This window comes from Bacteroides gallinarum DSM 18171 = JCM 13658, assembly GCF_000374365.1.
GTDB lineage: Bacteria > Bacteroidota > Bacteroidia > Bacteroidales > Bacteroidaceae > Bacteroides > Bacteroides gallinarum.
Map to the genome: position 1 here is coordinate 14,201 of NZ_KB894119.1, position 20,334 is coordinate 34,534.

A 20,334-nucleotide genomic window follows, 5' to 3' on the forward strand; every position below is an offset into this window, starting at 1 on the left:
ATTAAAAGTTAAGATTAAGACCTAAAGTAAATGTCCGGGGACGCGGCCAGATATTCTGGTCGATAGCATTGCATTCGGGGTCGAGTCCCGAATACTTGGTAATCGTAAACACATTCTGCATGGAAACGCTGACACGTCCCGACAATTTGTCGGTAATAAACTTCTTGAATGTATATCCCAGAGTGATATTATCCATTTTCAGGAACGAAGCATTCTCAAGGAACAAATCGCTTGCTTTCTGCTCGGCAGAACTCGTCAGGACGAACCCGGTCTTCTCTACCGCCGTCTTGTTGTAATTGGAGATAGAGCCCTGGTTACCGAATGAGTTAAGCGAACCGCCGTCCGCATTGCTTGCATTGTACACATAGTTTCCGATGCTGGCACGCAGGTTGAAGCCCAAATCCCAGTTCTTATAAGTAAACTGCGAGCTCAGACCCATGTAGAAATCCGCCATAGGACTCTTGTCCGTCATATAACGGTCGGCAGCAGTAATCTGTCCGTCGTTGTTACGGTCTACCACAGCATTCTGTACGGGATTTCCATACTCATCGTACACCTGCTGGAAAAGCCAGTAAGTAGAAGGCGCATAGCCCACCTGGTGTTTCTGCAACACGGTTCCGCTCCCATAGGATGCAGAACCCGCATCGATTCCCTCGTAGTTAGGGTTGAAATTGGCAGTCAGCTTGGTAATACGGCTCGTGTTCCATGTAACGTTATAGCCCAAATCCCAACTGAAATCCTTAGTCTGTACCGCAACGGCATTGATATTGAATTCCACACCCTCATTCTTCATCGTACCCACATTTGCCACTACACGGTTGGTGTAATTGCTGCCGGCAGCAACATTCACCGTATTCAGCAAGTCCTTGGTGTGCTTCTGGTAATACTCGATGCTACCGCTGATACGGTTGTTCAGAAAGCCGAAGTCAACGCCTACGTTATAAGTCGTAGTCTGCTCCCATTTCAGGTCGGGGCTGTATCCGTCCGGTTTCAGCAAATAAGAACCCAGGTAAGTAGCGCTCGGACTGCTGCTGAACGTATATTTAGTAATGAACTGGTAATCTCCGATTTCCTGCTGACCGGTTACACCGTAACCCACACGCAGTTTCAGGTTGGACAACACATTGTGCGTTTTCTCCATAAACGGTTCATTGATAAGGCTCCACGCCAAGGCTACCGACGGGAACAAGCCCCAACGGTTATTCTTGTTGAAGCGGGAGGAGCCGTCGTTACGCAAGGTGGCCGTCAGCAAGTAGCGGTTCATCAGGTTGTAGTTCAAACGGCCGAAGAAAGAAACCAAGTAGTTTTCCCACGGACTGGGATACGTATTGTTTCTCAGGTAGCGTTTCTCGCCTTTGTGATAAGTCCAGCCTTCTTTCTCACCGATATTATCCATGATATTGGACTTGCTGATGCTGTAATCCCTATAATAGAAATGTTGCCAGGAATAACCCGCCATTACATTGATATTACTCTGAATGGATTCGATATCCTTTACATAGTTCAGGTAGAAATCGAGCAGGTGGTTGCGGCGCAGGTTATTCCAACTACTTCCCTGTCCGATGTTCTTAAAATCCGTGTCCTTGGCAGACTGGAACGAACCCGGATTTACATAATTGTCGCCGGTAGACTTAGCGACATCATAGCCCACATTCAGATTGGCATGCAAATCTTCCAGTCCATGTATCCGGTAATCCAACTGGATATTTCCCAGACTGCGCTTCGTCGTACCGGAATTATTCACATCATACAGCAAAGACAGGGGGTTGACAGCCGAAAGAGTGTTCGGATTATTAGCCCCGTTGCTCCAGTTCCAATAACCGTTATAGTTGTACACATCGCTAGCATAAGCCGGGTCTGCCGGGTCAATGCCGTAAACCGGCTTGGTAGGGTCGTAAAAAGCCGCTGCACCTACCGCGCCCGAATCGGCGAAACGGTTATTGTTAATCGTTCCCTTCACATTAATATCCACCGTAAGGTGATTATCGAAAAATTTAGGGCTCAAATTGACCGAACCGGTATAGCGTTCGTATTTAGAAGTTTTCAGCGTACCCCTTTCATTGTTGTAGCCGAAAGACACACGGAACGGAAGGAAACCTGCCTTACCCGCCACCGATATATTCTGGTCGGTACTCAAACCCGCCTGGTAGATTTCGTCCTGCCAGTCGGTAGACTGCTTCGGGTAGAGGTTGACAAGCTCGTTGGCAGCATCCCCCAAAGCCGTACCCACAGGATACTGCTTGGCGACAGCCGCACGGAACTCGTCGGCATTCATCACTTCAATGCGCTTGTACGGGTCTTTCACGGTATACGTACTGTTATACGTTACCTTAATCTTATCCTGCGTACCCTTCTTGGTAGTGATGATGATAACGCCGTTGGATGCACGGGAACCGTAAATAGCCGTAGCCGAAGCATCCTTCAGCACGGTGAACGTCTCGATATCATTCGGATTAATCGTAGACAGCGCATTGGAAGTACCCGGAGCAGCATCGTTGGCAACGGGAATGCCGTCGATAACAATCAACGGGTCATTACTTGCATTCAAGGAAGCACCGCTACGGATACGGATAGTAGAGCCCGACCCCGGACCGCCGTCGCCCTGGCTGATAGCCAGACCCGGCACTTTACCCATCATCAGCTCCTCGGGCGAAGTAACCGCACCCTTATTCATCTCCTCCGCTTGGATAGCCACGACAGAACCGCTTAAGTCCTCCTTTTTCACAGAGCCGTAACCGATTACCACCACCGTTTCCAACAGCTCCGCATCATCCTGCAAAGTAACCGTTACCAAAGGGGCAGCCGCCACCTCCTGCGTTTTGTAACCGATAAACGAAATTACCAAGGTAGCATCCTTCGGAACACTCAGCGTAAAATTACCGTCCAAATCCGTAATCGTACCGTTTCCGGTGTTACCCTTCTCTACGACGTTCGCACCAATCACACCGCCCATGGCATCTTTTACATGCCCTTTCACTGTAATGTTTTGTGCATAAGCGCCCACTGACATAAACAACCCTAAAATCAGGGAAAGAATCGTTCGATAGATTCTAAGATTAACATGCTCCATGCATAAAATAATTAAAGTTAACAATATAAATAGGCTATTATACTCAGTAAAAAAAATAATTAACCAATAATCCATTACTTAGCCTCGCAAAAATATTTCATTTTATATAATCGGAGATGTACAAAGTTTACAAAAAAAACTCCGCAACTGTGCAAACGATTGCATATGAGGATTCCGGTAACAGCCCAATCGCCATACCCCTAAACTTAAAGGATAAAAAATGCAGGAGTGTCCTAAAGAATAGCTATTTTTGCAACCCGGACATAAAAGAAAGACAAAGACAATAAAAACATAACCGATGAGTACATCCAAACACCCGAAAGGACTCTACCTTATCTTCGCCACCAGTACCGCAGAACGTTTCAGTTACTATGGGATGCGTGCCATTTTCATCTTGTTCCTAACCCAGGCACTGCTGTTCGACAAAGAACACGCCGCCTCTATCTACGGCAGCTACACCGGATTGGTTTACCTCACCCCGCTTATCGGCGGATACATTGCCGACAAATACTGGGGCATCCGCCGTTCCGTATTCTGGGGCGCCATGATGATGGCAGTAGGCCAGTTCCTGATGTTTTTCAGTGCCTCCATGCTGGATGCCGTCCGGCTGTCGCACTGGCTGATGTATGGCGGACTCACCTTCCTCATATTAGGCAACGGCTGTTTCAAACCTACGGTATCCTCGCTCGTAGGACAACTGTACGAACCGGGAGACAGGCGGCTGGACTCCGCCTACACCATATTCTATATGGGCGTCAATGTAGGCTCCTTCCTCGCCCCGCTGGTTTGCGGCTATTTCGGCGAAACCGGCAACCCGCACGACTTCAAATGGGGATTCCTTATCGCCGCTATCGTCACCGTCTTTACAGTCGTGCTTTTCGAGACACAGAAGAACAAATACCTTATCGGTCCCGACGGCAAGCAACTCGGCATCATCCCCGACGCTCGGAAGGAACAGCCGCAGGCGGCAAAGACAGCCGCCCGGCCTGCCATAGACAACAGCAAGAAAAAACGCAATTACTTCCTCTTAGGAGCATTGGCAGCAGCGCTTGCCGTATTCTTCTACTGGTGTTTCGGCGACGACTGGATTAGTATCGGCATCTTTACAGCCTGTATCGTTTTCCCCGTCAGCATCCTGCTGGAAGGCTCACTTACGAAGATAGAGCGCGACCGCATTTTCGTAATCTATATCATCGCCTTCTTCGTAATCTTCTTTTGGGCGGCCTACGAGCAAGCAGGCGCCTCACTAACACTTTTCGCCTCCGAACAGACCGACCGCGTTATCCTCGGCTGGGAAATGCCGGCTTCCTGGATACAGTCGTTCAATCCGTTCTTCGTAGTGATACTGGCAGCCATTATGCCGGGCGTATGGGGTTCCCTCAACAAGCGGGGACTGGAACCGGCTTCCCCCACCAAGCAAGCTATCGGTCTACTACTGCTCTCCTTAGGATACCTCGTTATCTGCTTCGCCGTAAAAGATGTACAACCCGGCGTCAAGGTAAGCCTTATCTGGCTGACGGGGCTTTACTTCATCCACACCATGGGCGAGATTGCCCTTTCTCCTATCGGACTGTCCATGGTAAACAAGCTCACCCCTATCCGCTTCGCCTCGCTGATGATGGGCATATGGTATCTCTCCACCGCCACCGCCAACAAGTTCGCAGGAACACTGAGCGGCCTCTACCCCGAAGCCGGCAAGGTAAAAACACTGCTCGGCTACCGTATAGAGACGATGTACGACTTCTTCATGGTATTCGTCGTGATGTCCGCCGCCGCATCGCTCATCCTGTTCCTGCTTTCAAAGAAATTGCAGAAGATGATGCACGGAGTAGAATAAAATCACTATTTTTGCGCCAACTTTCTAAAAAATCCCGTTTATGGATACCATACAAATAAAAGACAAGATGTTCGCCGTTTCTATCAGGGAACAGGACATATTGAAAGAAGTAACCCGTGTAGCGAATGAAATCAACCGCGACCTGGCGGGTAAGAACCCGCTTTTCCTGAGCGTCCTGAACGGCTCGTTCATGTTCACCGCCGACCTGATGAAGCGCATCACCATTCCCTGCGAGATTTCATTCGTAAAGCTCGCTTCTTACCAGGGAGTATCCTCCACGGGAGTTATCAAAGAAGTCATCGGCATCAACGAAGACATATCCGGACGTACCGTCGTCATCGTCGAGGACATCGTAGACACAGGCCTCACCATGCAGCGCCTGTTGGAAACCCTCGGTACGCGCAACCCCAAGGAAATCCACATCGCCTCGTTGCTGGTGAAACCCCAGAAGCTGAAAGTAAACCTCAACATCGAATACGTAGCCATGAACATCCCCAACGATTTCATCGTAGGCTATGGGCTGGATTACGACGGATTCGGACGCAACTATCCCGATATCTATACCGTGGTAGACTGAAACCGGGAGAAGACACCGGAGCAGAAAAAGATTGAATTGTAAATCATAAATAATAGCTAAACAAATGTTGAACATTGTAATTTTCGGTGCTCCCGGTTCAGGCAAGGGAACACAAAGCGAGAGAATTGTAGAGAAGTACGGCATCAACCACATTTCCACCGGAGACGTGCTCCGCGCAGAAATCAAGAACGGAACCGAGCTGGGCAAGACAGCCAAAGGCTACATCGACCAAGGCCAACTGCTGCCGGACGAGCTGATTATCGACATCCTGGCAAGCACACTGGATAGCTTCAAGGACAGCAAAGGCGTTATATTCGACGGTTTTCCCCGTACCATTGCACAGGCCGAGGCATTGAAGAAGATGCTGGCCGAACGCGGACAAAGCGTAAACGTGATGTTAGACCTCGACGTACCCGAAGACGAACTGATGCGTCGCCTTATCAAGCGCGGGCAAGAATCAGGCCGTGCCGACGACAATGAAGAGACTATCAAGAAACGCCTCACCGTATATCACTCGCAGACAGCCCCGCTGATAGACTGGTACAAGAACGAAAAGCTGTACGCACACATCAACGGTACAGGCGAATTGGAAACCATTACGGCAGACATCTGCAAGGCGATTGACGCGGCAAAATAAGCCATAAGCGGCAACCCCCTTTTTTCACCACAGATTACACGAGCTAGCACAGATTATATTTATTGATAATCAATAAATTATATTCAGGCTGTATGAATTCGTGCAGTCTGTGGTGAATTTCGCCCCCCCTCCCCTCCTTCAATGTACGGCTTATAAGCCTGCAAAGAAAATTTCATTCGGTTTTCTACCTCCAACACCCCTCCACCCGTATCCTCCCGCCGAAAACCTTCATGACTGCAAAAACCGGATACAGATAAAAAAAGCCGTATAATTTCCGCTTATGCCGGAGAATGACTATTTTTGCACGCATTATCCTAAATAATAAAAGAATATGGCTGAATCGAATTTTGTCGACTACGTAAAGATATACTGCCGCTCCGGTAAGGGCGGTCGAGGCTCCACCCACATGCGGCGCGAAAAATACATCCCTAATGGCGGCCCCGACGGAGGCGACGGAGGACGGGGAGGCCATGTAATCCTTCGCGGCAACCGCAACTACTGGACTCTGCTGCACCTCCGCTACGACCGCCACATCATGGCAGGGCATGGAGAATCGGGGTCTAAAAACCGCAGTTTCGGCAAGGACGGAGAAGACAAAGTAATCGAAGTCCCCTGCGGCACGGTAGTGTACAATGCCGAAACCGGCGAATACATATGCGACGTCACCGAGCACGGCCAGGAAGTCGTTCTGCTGAAAGGCGGACGCGGCGGCCTGGGCAACTGGCACTTCAAGACCGCCACCCGCCAAGCTCCCCGTTTTGCCCAGCCGGGCGAACCGATGCAGGAAATGACGGTTATCATGGAATTGAAACTGCTGGCCGACGTCGGTCTGGTAGGCTTCCCCAATGCAGGCAAATCGACCCTGCTCTCGGCGGTATCCTCGGCAAAGCCCAAAATAGCCAACTACCCCTTTACCACACTGGAGCCCAACTTAGGCATCGTATCCTACCGCGACGGAAAATCGTTCGTCATGGCAGACATTCCCGGTATCATCGAAGGTGCGAGCGCCGGCAAGGGGCTGGGACTCCGCTTTCTGCGCCATATCGAGCGCAACTCGCTGCTGCTGTTCATGATTCCCGCCGACAGCGACGACATCCGCAAGGAATACGAAATCCTGCTGAACGAGCTGCGCAACTTCAATCCCGAAATGTTGGACAAGCAACGGGTGCTTGCCGTTACCAAATGCGACATGTTAGACCAGGAGCTAATGGACGAAATAGAACCCACCCTGCCCGAAAACATTCCGCACGTATTCATCTCGGCTATCTCCGGACTGGGCATTTCCGTCTTGAAAGACATCCTGTGGGAAGAACTGAACAAAGAAAGCAACAAGATAGAAGGCAAAGTGGAAAGCATCGCCCACCGTGCCAAAGACATGAGCCACCTGAAAGAAGAACTGGAGGATGAAGGCGAAGCCGAAGACCTCAGCTCCGGATACACCGATGACGACATCGAGGAACTCGAAGACTTCGAATACGAGGAGGAAGACTGGGAGGAAGACGGAAAATGATTTTCCTTACAAAAGATAAAAACATGTTGGGATACGAGGTGCTTGCCCCGTATTCCGACATTTCTTGTTTTGTAACCACCCGGCACGGCGGGTGCAGTACCGGCAACTATGCCTCCTTCAACTGCACCCCCTATACCGGAGATGATGCGGATTGCGTACGCAGAAACCAGGCATCCCTGTGCACAGCCCTGCCCGAGCAGCCGCGGGAACTGATTATCCCCTTTCAAACCCATAGCACCGCCTCCCTTATCATCGACGAAACCTACCTGGATGCAACGCCCGGCGAGCGGCAATACATGCTGCAAGGCATCGACGCACTTATCACCCGCATACCCGGCTGCTGCCTCTGTATCTCTACCGCCGATTGCATTCCCATACTGCTATACGACAAGCAGCATCACGCCGTTGCCGCAATCCATGCAGGCTGGCGGGGAACGGCAGGCCGTATCCTCGCGAAAACCCTCCACCGGATGCAGACGGTTTATGGTACGTCAGGAGAAGATGTCATAGCCTGCATAGGTCCGGGCATCTCCCTCGCCTCTTTCGAAGTAGGCGACGAGGTATACGACACCTTCCGCACCGAAAGTTTCCCAATGGAATACATCTCCGTATGGAAACCCGAAACACACAAATACCATATCGATTTATGGGCTGCCAACCGCCTGCAACTCTCGGACTTCGGAGTGCCCGACGCCCAAGTAGAGACAGCAGGCATCTGTACCTATACCCGGCATGAGGACTTCTTCTCGGCACGGAGGCTGGGCATAAAGTCGGGCAGGATTCTTAGCGGCATCATGCTGAAAACATCTGTCTAAGCGGAAAGAAAGCAACCTCTATATTTGAAAGAATTGCAGTTTATGGCTACTTTTGTACCCAGCCGGCAACCGAAGGGAACCGGCAGCCCTACATTTACACCTTATTATATATACAAACTTTAATAGAACAAAACGACATGGAATCGATTCCGGTAAATATGCCTTATGAATATGCCTATTGCTTTGCCACGGACAAGCAGTGTCCGCAACGCAAAGGATGCCTGCACGCGCTGATAGCGGAACTTCCCCTGGAAGCATCCCGAAACCGGAGCCCCGTGATAAGTTCCATAGACCCGCGCTACATCGCCACGCTGAAGGGCAAGGACGGCTGCACCTTTTACCGCAGCTCCGCATTTAAACAGTACGCCCGCGGTATGTCGCAGATGTACGACGAAGTGCCCAACAAAGTAGTGAGCGAAGTGAGAAAGAAGGTACAGCGCTGTTTTACGTGCCGCAGCTACTATTTCAGCAGCCGCAAAGGAGAAAGACTCATCTCGCCCGACGAGCAGAGGCAGATTGCCGCCGTATTCCAGCGGCTGTGCCCGGACATACAGCCCGTATACGACAGCTTCGAAGAAGCGTACGAGTGGTAAAAGCCGCATCCGTAAGAAAAATACAGTTCATTATAAATCAATACCTTACGAGTTTATCATAGTTTATCTGTAATAAACTGCCTATTTATTACTAATAAACTACCGGTTTATCAGTAATAAATCCCCAGTTTAATTGCATTGGACTATCGGTATCCTCGAAGCGTACCAAACATAACGAAGAACATCATGTACAACATTACCGTATCGGAAGAAATAAAGAGAGCCTGCCCTGCCTTTAAAGGGGCGGCCGTATATGCAGAAGTTACCAATACCGCTTTCTGCAAGGAACTTTGGGACGAAATAGACGCCTTTACACATGAACTGACAACGACCACGCAGCCGGACGACATCAAACTGCAACCCGCCATTGCAGCAACCCGCGAAGCCTACAAGCGTTGCGGAAAAGACCCGAGCCGCTACCGTCCCTCGTCCGAGGCACTACGCCGCCGCCTCATGCGGGGGTTGGAACTTTACCGAATCGATACGCTGGTAGACCTCATCAATCTCGTTTCGCTCCGTACCGGATATTCCATAGGCGGCTTCGATGCGGACAAGATACAGGGAAACGACCTCGAGCTCGGCATCGGACGTGCGGAAGAACCTTTCGAGGGCATCGGACGCGGAGTGCTGAACATCGAAGGACTTCCGGTTTACCGCGACCGGACAGGAGGCATAGGTACTCCCACCAGCGACAACGAACGTACTAAAATGGACTTGGGAACCCGCCGCATCCTTGCCGTTGTAAACGGTTACAGCGGAAGCGACGGGCTGGCGGAGGCCGCCGGAATGATACAGGAACTCCTACGGAAATATGCCGCTTCCGACGGAGGAACCGTACTCTATTTCGAATAAAAGGGCGTCTCAAAACTCTTTTTTATGCACAAAGGGACTGTCCGGGAAGTAGCGGGACAGCCCCTTTTGCTATTGCACATTTCGGTAAAAAGCCGTATCTTACCGTTACAAAAGAACAAACCTTATAATAACGGCTAAGACACCGGCAGCTACTATCCTCACATGCTTTCTAACATCTTGTCTTATGCCTGCCCGAACAATATCCATTCCTGCCGTAAAATAAGAAGACCTTGCAGAAGAATATTCACTTCATGCGGTTCTCCGGCAATAATCCCTCGATTTCCACCCTATCAATGATATCTGTGGCAAACATACTTTTCGGGCACTTCCTCCTCCTACTTTTGGCGCGAATACCTGTCTAATTAATATCTCCGGCAAAATATGAAGGCGGTGGCTAAAGATAGTGTTGTAATGAAACATTTGCCTTTGCATCCTGTTTGCAACGTAATATATGCGCGTGCATAACGTGCGAAGAAAATGAATGATTATGAAAACAGTCTATTTAAACGATTTTATGAGTTCGGTAATCGCCGAACTCGAAAGTAACGGGCAGTACGGCACCGCCCATGTATGCGGTAGCGTACTGCGGTCTGTAATGGCTTTCGATAGTGAAAGGTTGTCCCTATCCGATATTACGCCTTTGTGGTTGAAAGCTTATGAGAATTACCTGCTTCATAAGGGAGAGAAAGGCTTGGCGTGGAATACCATTTCCACCTATATGCGTATGCTCCAAGCGGTTTATAACCGGGCTGTGGTCCGTAAACTGGCGGCTTTCATCCCCTACCAGTTCCGTGGCGTGTTCACCGGGCGCAAAGCAGACCACCGTCGTGTGTTGGAACGGGCCGATATGCAGAAACTGCTGGTGGAAAAAGAGCCCGACATCACCTCTCCCAGCATGGCGTGGGCACGCACATGCCTGGAACTGATGTTCCGTTTTCACGGTATGCCCTTTGTGGACCTTGCCCACCTGCGGAAGTCCGATTTAAAGAACGGCTATCTGACCCTGCGCCGCCGGAAGACGGGCATGCCGCTTTCTGCCCGTGTGGATAACCGTACTATGCAGTTGCTGGAGCGCTACCGGAATCGGGACGACACCTCACCCTACCTGCTTTGTTTTCTGAATGGAAATCTGGAGGGAATGGCCGCTTACAAGGATTATCAGCGGACATTACGCCTGCTTAACAGCAGGCTGCGTGCACTTGCCCAATGGAAGAAAGTACAGGGCAAAGTGACTTCGTACAGTGCCCGCCATACATGGGCTACGGTAGGTAAGTATTGCCACATTCCTATCGAGGTCATTTCCGAAGGGCTGGGACATGCTTCCGTAACCACCACCGAAGGATATATGAAAGAGTTTGGAAATAGTCGGATAGAACAGGCGAATAAGGTTATAATGAATTACATCTTCAATGGATGACCTAATACATCGGCATAGATATAAATTGCTGATATATAGTGCAATGAGAAGATATTACCTTGTAGGTAACGGAGATGTGATTATGGCGTAAAAGTAGAGAATATATTTCTAACTTCCAAAAGAAAGGTGTTTTATTTGCCTGTTTACATGGGGATTTATTAACTGACGATTTACATTAGAGCACAAATGCTGCAAATTCTACAAGTTTCTCTTTTTTGTGTACAGATTGGGCGAACCGATAATTGATGAAGTTAATGATAATCAGCCTCTGCATGTACGAATTCGTATATAAGTTCCCCCACCCGTTTTCTAATTCTGATACGGGAAAAGGAAATTGTACGCCATGAGCTGCATGTACGTACAAATTCTTGTATATATCGGACTTTTATGAGCTTGTTTCTTATTGTATCTGCGTGTATCCGTTACCTACAAGGTAATGCCGGTGCATATGATAGACAAAAGCAAACAAACAAATATCATGATAACACCCATAACACAAGCTGCTATCGCAGTACTCAACGACATCTATGGGAGAGAATGCACCGCCCGTACGGATGCCTGCCACCTTACGGAGCAGGACCTGGATATCCTGCTGTCAAAGCTTCTAAAGGCCAGACTTATAAAACTGTCCAATCAAGGCAACCCTCGCAATATACGGTCGTACAGTCCCGTACGTAGTTCTTACGAAGTTTCCCTTCTCGACATCCTTGAAACTATAGGCGAACATCTGAACTGCAACCGTCCTACTACTGAAGAATTTTATATGCGTTACGGAAAAGCCGCGCAGAAACTCGGGATAGTAAACTACATTACAAGGAAATACCTGCATGAGATAAAGCTGTTTGAGTTGTAAACGTAATCCTCAAGAAACTTTTGAAAAGAAAGACTTTTATATTGTCCTTGTTCCTGCTATTCTGCCTTACAGACCTGCACTCCCAAACCCTTGCCGTAAAAAGCGACCTGCTGGCCGGAGCGCTTTCCTCGCCCAACCTTTCCGTGGAGGTTAAACTCTCCGGGCGTTTCACGCTGGAAGCCGGTTTCCACTACAACCCTTTCCCGGCGGGTGGAAACAAGCGCTGGAAACACTGGTTCGTACAGCCTGAGCTACGTTATTGGATGTGTCAGCCCTTCGGCGGTCACTTCTTCGGCGCGCACCTGATGTACGGAGTATATAATGTGGGCGGCATGAAACTCCCGCTGGGACTATTTAAGGGTATCCGTTCTTCAAGGTACGAGGGCGACTTTCTGGGGATTGGCGTATCATACGGTTACCACTTCATCCTCTCGCCCCATTGGAGCATCGAGACAAGCCTCGGCATCGGATTCCTACACTCAGGCTATGAACGCTACCGTTGCCTGCATTGCGGTGAGCAGACCGGTGACGGGCATAAGAACTTTATGGCTCCGACCCGGGCTGCGGTATCGCTGGTATACTTGATAAATTGAGAGATGAAAGTAAAGAGTCGGGAAATGAAAATTGAAAGTGATTTATAATTAGTAATCTGTAATTAAACATAGAGCATGAAAAACTTAATCCGTATTCCTTTGACGCTGGCACTTCTGTTCGCCATATGCAGCTTCTGCTCCGGACAGGAGTTCTATCGGGGAGAACTGTTTGTCACCGGACAGCATTTTTCGCTGACTGACGGACACCTGAATGTAGAGCTTTCCGTAGACTTCGAAAGCCTGCAAATGCCTTCTGATGAATCCCTGACCGTGACTCCCGTGCTTAAAAACGGCGAATACGAACAGGAGCTCCCCGCCGTACTCATCAACGGCTCGGAAAAACAGAAAGTGTATCAGCGCGCACAAGCTTTGGCGGCAGGCAAACGTAGCACCAAGGTGCGTACTTCGCCTATCCCGGCGGTGGTGGTACGCAACGACCGTACAACCTCCCGCACGTTTACCTATAAGGTTTCTATCCCTTACGAAGAGTGGATGGGACGGGCCGTCCTCCTGCTGCGCTCTCAAGAATGTGCCTGCCACGGACGGAAAGGGGATAACTACGAGGATAAGATAGCAGACGGCCTCCGCCTGCCGGGGCTGAGGACATCCCCGTGGGATGCGGATACCGATGCCGGTTTCCTTTCACTGGTGAATTTCATCCTGTCTGCACCGGACAAGGACACGCTGCACTGCATAACAGGGTCTATCCCGTACTTCGAACAGGAAGGATACCGGAAAGACGGCAAGCAACTGGGCGAACTCTCCGAAGAAAAGCGGAACTTCGAGATTTACTACCGTCTACGTAGCGCCCTGCGTGACGTGCGCCAAGAGGTGGGTGCGGAAGTGGCTAAAGTCCGCATAACGGGCTATGGAGCCCCGGTAGGTAACCTGAAGAAGAACGAAACCAATGCCCTGATACGGACGCTTAAACTAAGAGAATACTTGCGTGAGAATCGCCTGGCAGGAAAAGCCCTGCTGGAGGTGAACTGGATTCCGGAAGACTGGGACTCTATCACCAACCTGGTGAGGAAAAGCGATATGATGCTCAAGGATGCCGCCCTCGACCTTATTGATAATGTAGAAATCGCCAAAGGGCGCGAACGTATGCTGATGTCGCTTGCCGACGGCAAGCCTTACAAGTATCTTTCGGAGAAGATATTCCCGGCAGTGATGCGTGTGGACTACCGGATAGAATACACGCGAAAGCCTCTGGATGTAGCCGAAAGCCTCCGGTTGCTGCGCAGCGGGAAACAGCATGCTATGCAACCGAATGAGTTTTTCGCCGTAGCCGGAAGTTATCCGGCAGGTTCCACCGAATATAATGACGCCCTTGACCTTGCAGCCCGGCTGTTTCCGGACAGTCCGGAAGCCAACATCAATGCTGCCGCGGTTGCATTGAGTAAAAAGGAGCTGTCCAAGGCACGCAGGTATCTGGAGCGTTTCGTCACCCTTCCGGTGGCTTATAACAATATGGGTATCCTCTGCCTGCTCGAAGGTAACCGTGACAAGGCAGAGGTGTATCTTACAATGGCTGCCGCCGCCGGAGTGGAACAGGCGGCAAAGGCATTGGAGAAATTGAGAATTGAACATTAAAAAACAGGCGATACGGACAAAGGATACAGAATAACCATAAACTGTATAATATATGAAAACGAGTAATTACTTATGGGCGGTGCTGGCAACGGCCACCCTTTCACTGACCGCATGCGGCAGCGATGAAAACGAGAGTCTAACTCAGCCTAAGGAAAAGACTGCAAAACTTGAACTGACCCTGGTGGGCACACCTGCTGCCAGCCGCGCTACGGGGACCTTGCCTACCACTGATGAATCCCAGATTAATCGCCTGACGGTAGTTGTATTCACCGGAGCCTCGGGCAACCCTGTCAATGCCCTGCATGAATTTACGGGCAATGATATCAAGGACGCGACAGGCGGAACCGGCAAGAAAATCACGATGCTTTGCGAACCCGGAAACGGACAGACAATCTATGTGGTAGCCAACGCCTCATCAGCACTTTTTGCGGGAGTGACTAACCTTTCTGAATTCCAATCCAAGCTGGCGCTTCTCTCGGAAACCACCAAGTCTGCGGGAGCCGGTGATGCGACGGATGTGCAAAAAGCCAACAACCTGCCGATGTTGGGAAGTGCCACCGGAAAGGATTTCACGGCCGGAGGTGAATTGAAGGTAGAGATAGCTCTGTCCCGCCTTGTAGCGAGGGTGTCTATCAGTAGCATCAAGACCGCTTTTGATAAGGCGGGACAATTTAAGGATGCAACGTTCAAGGTGGATGCAGTTTACCTGAAGAATGCCAACAGTTCCGTCAATATGAAAAAGGAGGGCAGCGTCCCCATTAACGGAGGACACGAAGGCAAAGCTGTAACCAAATATCTGTATGAGGCGGTGACCAGCCATACGGCCAATACGGAACTCACCACTCCTTACTACTTCTACACATTTCCGAACGTTTCCGGAGATACCCCTACTAAGCTCATTATTAAAGGAACGTTTGATGCGGACGGAAGCGGTACGGCCAGTGCTGCCGCTACCCGGTATTATCCCATTGTCATCAATAAGAAACAGGCTAACACTACCATTACTACAGGACAAGGTACGGATAAGGGTAGCATCGCTTTCAATACAAAATATGTGCTTACCGCCGTTATCAAGGGGGAAGGCGCCCTTGACGACAAGACGGATATAGACCCCGCCACCCTGCAACTCACGGTCACTGTTGCTGAATGGGCACTGACCATTAGCCAGAATGTGACTTTCGAGTAATATTTATATCAGGCTGACATGACATTATAAACCAATCCGTAGTAGCTATGCGAGTGTCCGGAATCTCCCCAGTCTTTCTGTTTCTTCTTTTTCTCCTCTGTTGCGTTTCGTGCGTACGTGAGGATATGGAAGGTTGTACCCGTTACGAACTGCATGTCCGTGCGGTGGACGCTGACGGAAACGACCTCACCGGAAGCGGAACTGTGCGGAAATCGGATATTTACCTTTTTAATGAGCAGGGGTTCGTCAGGATGATTCCCTCCGATGACTTCTCCAGCTTCTACTTTGGCGAGGACAAGGGAGAACGGCTCACGCTGGTAGCCTGGGGCAATCTGAAAGAAGATAGCCTGATTACTACGGAGATAGCGCCGGGCACAACTCTGAAAGATGCAAAGCTTTGTCTCCGGCAATACGCCCACGGCACGCACCTTCCGCTAACGGACTTGTTCTATTGCCGCAAGGAAATAGGGGAAGCGGAAACCCGTAGCGTGGAAGGTGCGGATATTACGCTCGTAATGGAGCGTATGGTAGCGGGCCTCAGCATACGCACGCGTTATCTTTCCGAACGCTATCCCTACAAGGGTGAAGCGTACCGTTTCATTGTACACGGCACCAGTACGGAAATGGATTTTACGGGTGAGGCTGCCGGGAGCGGGGCGGGATACGAACCGGCTGCCGTTACCGACACTAAAGGGGACATCTATGCACCGCCTTTCCACATCTTCCCTATCGGGGAGGGGAAGCCGTTGGAAATTGACATTTACCGGAAAGGGGATAAATTGCTGACTATCACCGAGGACAATGAATACCGTCCTTTGTATGCTCCTGTGGGTAAACAGACTAATATAGATATCGACTTCCGCTATGCGGATATTCAGGTCGTTGTAAATGTGGTTCCCTGGGGTACGGTTAGCCAGGATGTGGAAATGTAAATAGGAGGAGTATGATTAGGTTATTTGGATACAGAATGTACCGCACACGGCAAGAGGATGTTCCGTTCTGCCGGAGAGTGCTGTTCGTACTGGGCATGTTACTGGCTATGACGGCTGTTTGTAATTCCTGCCAACCGGAGGAGGAAGGTATGAGGGATGCGGAAGACAACCTGCCCGCTATCATCCGGCTGGAAGTGCAGGGGGAAGAACAGGCGGATATTACTACCCGGGCTGTCAGTGAGAGTACGGTCGATAACCTTCATGTTCTGGTGTATAACAGTACGGGAGAACTGATTGGCCAGAAATATCAGACGGGGAGTTCTACGGTTACCGTAAATACCCGTAGCGCTGCCGGGTGTACTATCTATGCCATTGCCAATACGGGCAAAGCCGACTTGTTCAAAGGATATTCCATACATAAGGAGTCTTATCTGAAAAGCCTGGTGTACAACCTGACCAATTGGGACGAACTGGGTACAGGCACTCATCTACTAATGACGGGAAGCATGAAAAGTGTGAATATCAAGGCGGGAACACAAACTTTATCAACAAAACTGGTATTGACCCGCATGGTCGCAAAGATTGTATTAAATATCAATGTAAAAGAAAGCAGTGGAATTACCATTACGAATTATTCTATAAAGGACATCCCTTCACGTTCCTATTATGTAGCCCGCGCATCGGAAGATGCCGTTCAGGATGCTACTGCCACACATTGGAAAGAAAGTGGAGTTATCGCTACGTCCGGAGCGACTTCGGCGAGCAGGACTTTTTATATGTTTGAGAACCGCAGGGGAACTAAAGCTATCTCCGTCCAAAAGAATAAAACTACCGCCAATGCACCTGCTAAGGCTACCTATGTGGTTATTCATGGTTCGGTAGGTACTGTAGCCGTAACATGGACAGTGTATCTTGGCGAGAATAATACAAGCGACTTCAATATCAAGCGGAACGGTAGCTATACATATAATATTACGTTGAATGACGCTGCGACAACAGATACAAGGGTTGTTGTAGATTTTACGGGAACAGAAGATTTGAGCAGTGCGGGTACGGCAAATTGTTATCTTGCCAAGAAGGTAAATACATGGTATAAGTTCAAGGCTACGGTGAGAGGGAATGGAGCTGCCACCACAGCACAGATTTCGCCGACCGGAAGTGCTTTAGCCGCGAATGCTGCTATCAGTCCTACAAGTGCAGAGCTTGTTTGGGAAACGAATGGGCATGGGAAAATCATTCAAGGAGTGATTTTAAAAAACGGATATATCTATTTCAAAACCGGTCCGACTGCTGAAGGGAATGCGGTGATTGCAGCAAAAGACGGAAGCGGTAATGTGTTGTGGAGCTGGCATATTTGGAAAACTCATTTTAATTTGGCGGAAATACCTACACAAACATATAAGACGAGTCCAAGAAGTGGAATGAATGGTACAATTTATTCAGACGTTTTGCCGGCAAAGCGTACATTGGTCATGATGACATGTGACTTAGGAGCAGCCAGTAGTGCTGCTACCAACAATGATGAGGTTGTGAAGACGTTCGGGTTGTATTATCAATTTGGGCGTAAAGACCCTTTTCCAACAGCAAAGAACAGAGAAAGAAGAATTGATAATAACTCAGAAACAGTAGATGTTTTTGATAGAGACGGAAACAAACTGAATGCAGCTACCCTAAGGGGAGGAAGCTATCAAATCATAAATTATTCTATCTCATCTTCCATGCAGTCAATTATCAGCTATTCAATAAACCATCCGTTGACTTTTATTTTATATGGTGAGGAGAATTCTTTCAACTGGATTTATGCAGCCGCAAGTCAGACTGCGACATGGAAAGCTTCCAATCGGTTGTGGGGTGGTAACCTTAATAATGAAACAAGTAGTAAACGTCTTGATACTAAGTTTACAGGTAAAACAATCTATGACCCTTGTCCTTCGGGGTGGTGTATGCCTCCTCAAGATACATGGACAAATTTTACAACCACTCTTTTAAATGGAGATAAAAACAGTAACTACAATATAAGTATTGCAAGTTTATATAATACTCCAACTGAAGATAAGAAAAATTATGTGGATGGTAATAATTCTGGGTTTGTAAGTTCTACCGGAGTTTTTGGCCGTCGTTATTATATTAATGGCAATACAGGTGAGCAGGCTTTTTATCCTGCGTCTGGTTATAGAAACGGTCTTAATGGGCAAATCTGTGATGTTGGCGCCAGTTCATGTGCATGGTCATCATCCCCCGTCAGTGCTGATTTGCCACAAGGGGCTTGTTTGAATACGAACATTACGTGGGTATATCCGGTTAGCAGCCATAGTCGGGCAAACGGATTTTCTGTACGTTGTGTTAAAGAAACATCTTTGTAAGTAAAATACGTCCAGGCGAATGGTTATAAAGATGTGAATGGGAATGCAGCTTTTGTATACTTTAACGAACCTAATCTTATTATATAAGTAATTTAGCCTTACATATTTTTTGAAATCACCACACCGGTATCTTCCGTCTATAATCCGCGGACATCCATATCAGCGTTTTAATATATCGGACAAGAAAGAGCATAATGCCTTTATTCTTTGATTTTCTTTTGCAAATACATCCGATTCCCGTTTTACAACCCGCTGCGGAAATCCGATACGACGACCGGATTCTTCAAAGTCTGTTCTACTTCACTTGATACGTATCCGAAAGTTTCATGCCTTCGCCATTCCATATTCCTAATTCTCCGGACATACTACCGCGTTTTCTTCTTTTTTTGCGGGGAAACTCACGATAAAGGAGGTATGCAGGAAAGGGGAAACTGCAGCGTAGCAGAGCCGGCTGCAAAAAAATAACATACAGAACCGTCCAAGTATTCAAACGTTTCACTACATTTGCAAAACGTTTTACCCGAAAAACAAAGAATTGAACTTTAAAACATATCGATGATAGAAAAACTGATTGTTCTCGAGGATATCGACCCGGTTATCTTTTACGGCGTAAACAACGCCAACATGCAACTGATAAAAGCTTTGTATCCTAAACTCCGTATCGTTGCCCGCGGCAATGTTATCAAAGTCCTGGGAGACGAGGAGGAGATGTGCGCATTCGAGGAGAATATCACCAAGCTCGAAAAGTATTGTGCCGAATACAACTCTCTGAAAGAGGAGGTTATCATCGATATCGTCAAGGGCAATGCTCCGCAGGCGGAAAAGTCCGGCAACGTCATCGTGTTCAGCGTAACGGGGAAACCCATTATACCGCGCAGCGAGAACCAGTTGAAGCTGGTGGATGCCTTTGCCAAGAACGACATGGTGTTTGCCATAGGCCCTGCCGGTTCGGGCAAGACCTATACGGCTATCGCCCTTGCCGTACGTGCACTGAAGAACAAGGAGATAAAGAAAATAATCCTCAGCCGACCCGCCGTGGAAGCCGGCGAGAAACTGGGCTTCCTGCCCGGCGACATGAAGGACAAGATAGACCCGTACCTGCAACCGCTTTACGACGCATTGCAGGATATGATACCCGCCGCCAAGCTGAAAGAGTACATGGAGCTGAACATCATCCAGATAGCTCCCCTCGCTTTCATGCGCGGACGCACGCTGAACGATGCCGTGGTAATCCTGGACGAAGCTCAGAACACCACCACCCAGCAGATAAAGATGTTCCTTACCCGCATGGGCATGAACACCAAAATGATTGTAACGGGAGACATGACGCAGATTGACCTTCCGCAATCGCAAACCTCCGGACTGGTGCAGGCTCTCCGCATACTGAAAGGCGTGAAAGGCATCAGCTTCGTAGAGCTGAACAAGAAAGACATCGTACGCCACAAACTGGTTACGCGGATTGTGGAGGCGTACGAGAAGTTCGACAAAGCAAACATTAACTCATAA

Annotated in this window: 16 protein-coding genes; 15 read left to right on the top strand and 1 reads right to left on the bottom strand. The window is 49.0% G+C overall.

Features of this window, described 5'->3' with window-relative positions; genetic code table 11:
* Nucleotide 1 precedes the first annotated feature (1 nt).
* The gene (locus tag C233_RS0104360) at nucleotides 2-3,070 is read right to left on the bottom strand and encodes a SusC/RagA family TonB-linked outer membrane protein (RefSeq protein WP_026314728.1); all 3,069 of its coding nucleotides are present in this window, start codon (nucleotides 3,068-3,070) and stop codon (nucleotides 2-4) included.
* A gap of 298 nt (nucleotides 3,071-3,368) precedes the next feature.
* Between C233_RS0104360 and C233_RS0104370 the strand changes: the two genes are divergently transcribed.
* The 15 genes from C233_RS0104370 (at nucleotide 3,369) to C233_RS22290 (ending at nucleotide 20,334) form a co-directional block, all read left to right on the top strand.
* A complete protein-coding gene (locus C233_RS0104370) occupies nucleotides 3,369-4,907 on the top strand; it encodes a peptide MFS transporter (protein ID WP_018666201.1) in 1,539 nt (512 codons plus the stop codon).
* A 40-nt stretch (nucleotides 4,908-4,947) separates the two neighbouring features.
* On the top strand, nucleotides 4,948-5,484 hold the full coding sequence (hpt, locus tag C233_RS0104375; RefSeq protein ID WP_018666202.1) for a hypoxanthine phosphoribosyltransferase: 537 nt from the start codon (nucleotides 4,948-4,950) through the stop codon (nucleotides 5,482-5,484).
* A 64-nt stretch (nucleotides 5,485-5,548) separates the two neighbouring features.
* On the top strand, nucleotides 5,549-6,121 hold the full coding sequence (locus C233_RS0104380) for an adenylate kinase (protein WP_018666203.1): 573 nt from the start codon (nucleotides 5,549-5,551) through the stop codon (nucleotides 6,119-6,121).
* A gap of 331 nt (nucleotides 6,122-6,452) precedes the next feature.
* The gene (gene obgE, locus C233_RS0104385) at nucleotides 6,453-7,631 is read left to right on the top strand and encodes a GTPase ObgE (protein ID WP_026314729.1); all 1,179 of its coding nucleotides are present in this window, start codon (nucleotides 6,453-6,455) and stop codon (nucleotides 7,629-7,631) included.
* The gene (gene pgeF / locus C233_RS0104390) at nucleotides 7,628-8,446 is read left to right on the top strand and encodes a peptidoglycan editing factor PgeF (RefSeq protein ID WP_018666205.1); all 819 of its coding nucleotides are present in this window, start codon (nucleotides 7,628-7,630) and stop codon (nucleotides 8,444-8,446) included. Before obgE ends, pgeF begins: the two co-directional genes overlap by 4 nt.
* Nucleotides 8,447-8,583: 137 nt before the next feature.
* Nucleotides 8,584-9,039, top strand: a complete 456-nt coding sequence (locus C233_RS0104395; protein WP_018666206.1) for a DUF6078 family protein — start codon at nucleotides 8,584-8,586, stop codon at nucleotides 9,037-9,039.
* Nucleotides 9,040-9,225: 186 nt separating this feature from the next.
* A complete protein-coding gene (locus tag C233_RS0104400) occupies nucleotides 9,226-9,891 on the top strand; it encodes a B3/B4 domain-containing protein (RefSeq protein ID WP_018666207.1) in 666 nt (221 codons plus the stop codon).
* 481 nt (nucleotides 9,892-10,372) lie between these two features.
* The gene (locus C233_RS0104405) at nucleotides 10,373-11,308 is read left to right on the top strand and encodes a tyrosine-type recombinase/integrase (RefSeq protein WP_018666208.1); all 936 of its coding nucleotides are present in this window, start codon (nucleotides 10,373-10,375) and stop codon (nucleotides 11,306-11,308) included.
* Nucleotides 11,309-11,786: 478 nt separating this feature from the next.
* Nucleotides 11,787-12,161 (top strand): hypothetical protein, encoded by a 375-nt coding sequence (locus C233_RS0104415; protein ID WP_025068609.1) that lies wholly within the window; start codon nucleotides 11,787-11,789, stop codon nucleotides 12,159-12,161.
* 20 nt (nucleotides 12,162-12,181) lie between these two features.
* Entirely contained in the window at nucleotides 12,182-12,754 is a 573-nt protein-coding gene (locus C233_RS0104420; protein WP_025068610.1) for a DUF3575 domain-containing protein, read from the top strand.
* Nucleotides 12,755-12,829: 75 nt separating this feature from the next.
* Nucleotides 12,830-14,347: a DUF3868 domain-containing protein gene (locus C233_RS0104425; protein ID WP_018666212.1), complete on the top strand. Its 1,518-nt coding sequence runs from the start codon at nucleotides 12,830-12,832 to the stop codon at nucleotides 14,345-14,347.
* Nucleotides 14,348-14,399: 52 nt separating this feature from the next.
* Nucleotides 14,400-15,533, top strand: a complete 1,134-nt coding sequence (locus C233_RS0104430; RefSeq protein ID WP_018666213.1) for a fimbrial protein — start codon at nucleotides 14,400-14,402, stop codon at nucleotides 15,531-15,533.
* 125 nt (nucleotides 15,534-15,658) lie between these two features.
* Nucleotides 15,659-16,465: a FimB/Mfa2 family fimbrial subunit gene (locus C233_RS0104435; protein WP_018666214.1), complete on the top strand. Its 807-nt coding sequence runs from the start codon at nucleotides 15,659-15,661 to the stop codon at nucleotides 16,463-16,465.
* Nucleotides 16,466-16,758: 293 nt separating this feature from the next.
* A complete protein-coding gene (locus C233_RS0104440) occupies nucleotides 16,759-18,828 on the top strand; it encodes a DUF4906 domain-containing protein (protein WP_244149054.1) in 2,070 nt (689 codons plus the stop codon).
* Nucleotides 18,829-19,383: 555 nt separating this feature from the next.
* Nucleotides 19,384-20,334 carry a PhoH family protein gene (locus tag C233_RS22290; protein ID WP_018666216.1) on the top strand — a complete coding sequence of 317 codons (951 nt, stop codon included), beginning with the start codon at nucleotides 19,384-19,386 and terminating at the stop codon, nucleotides 20,332-20,334.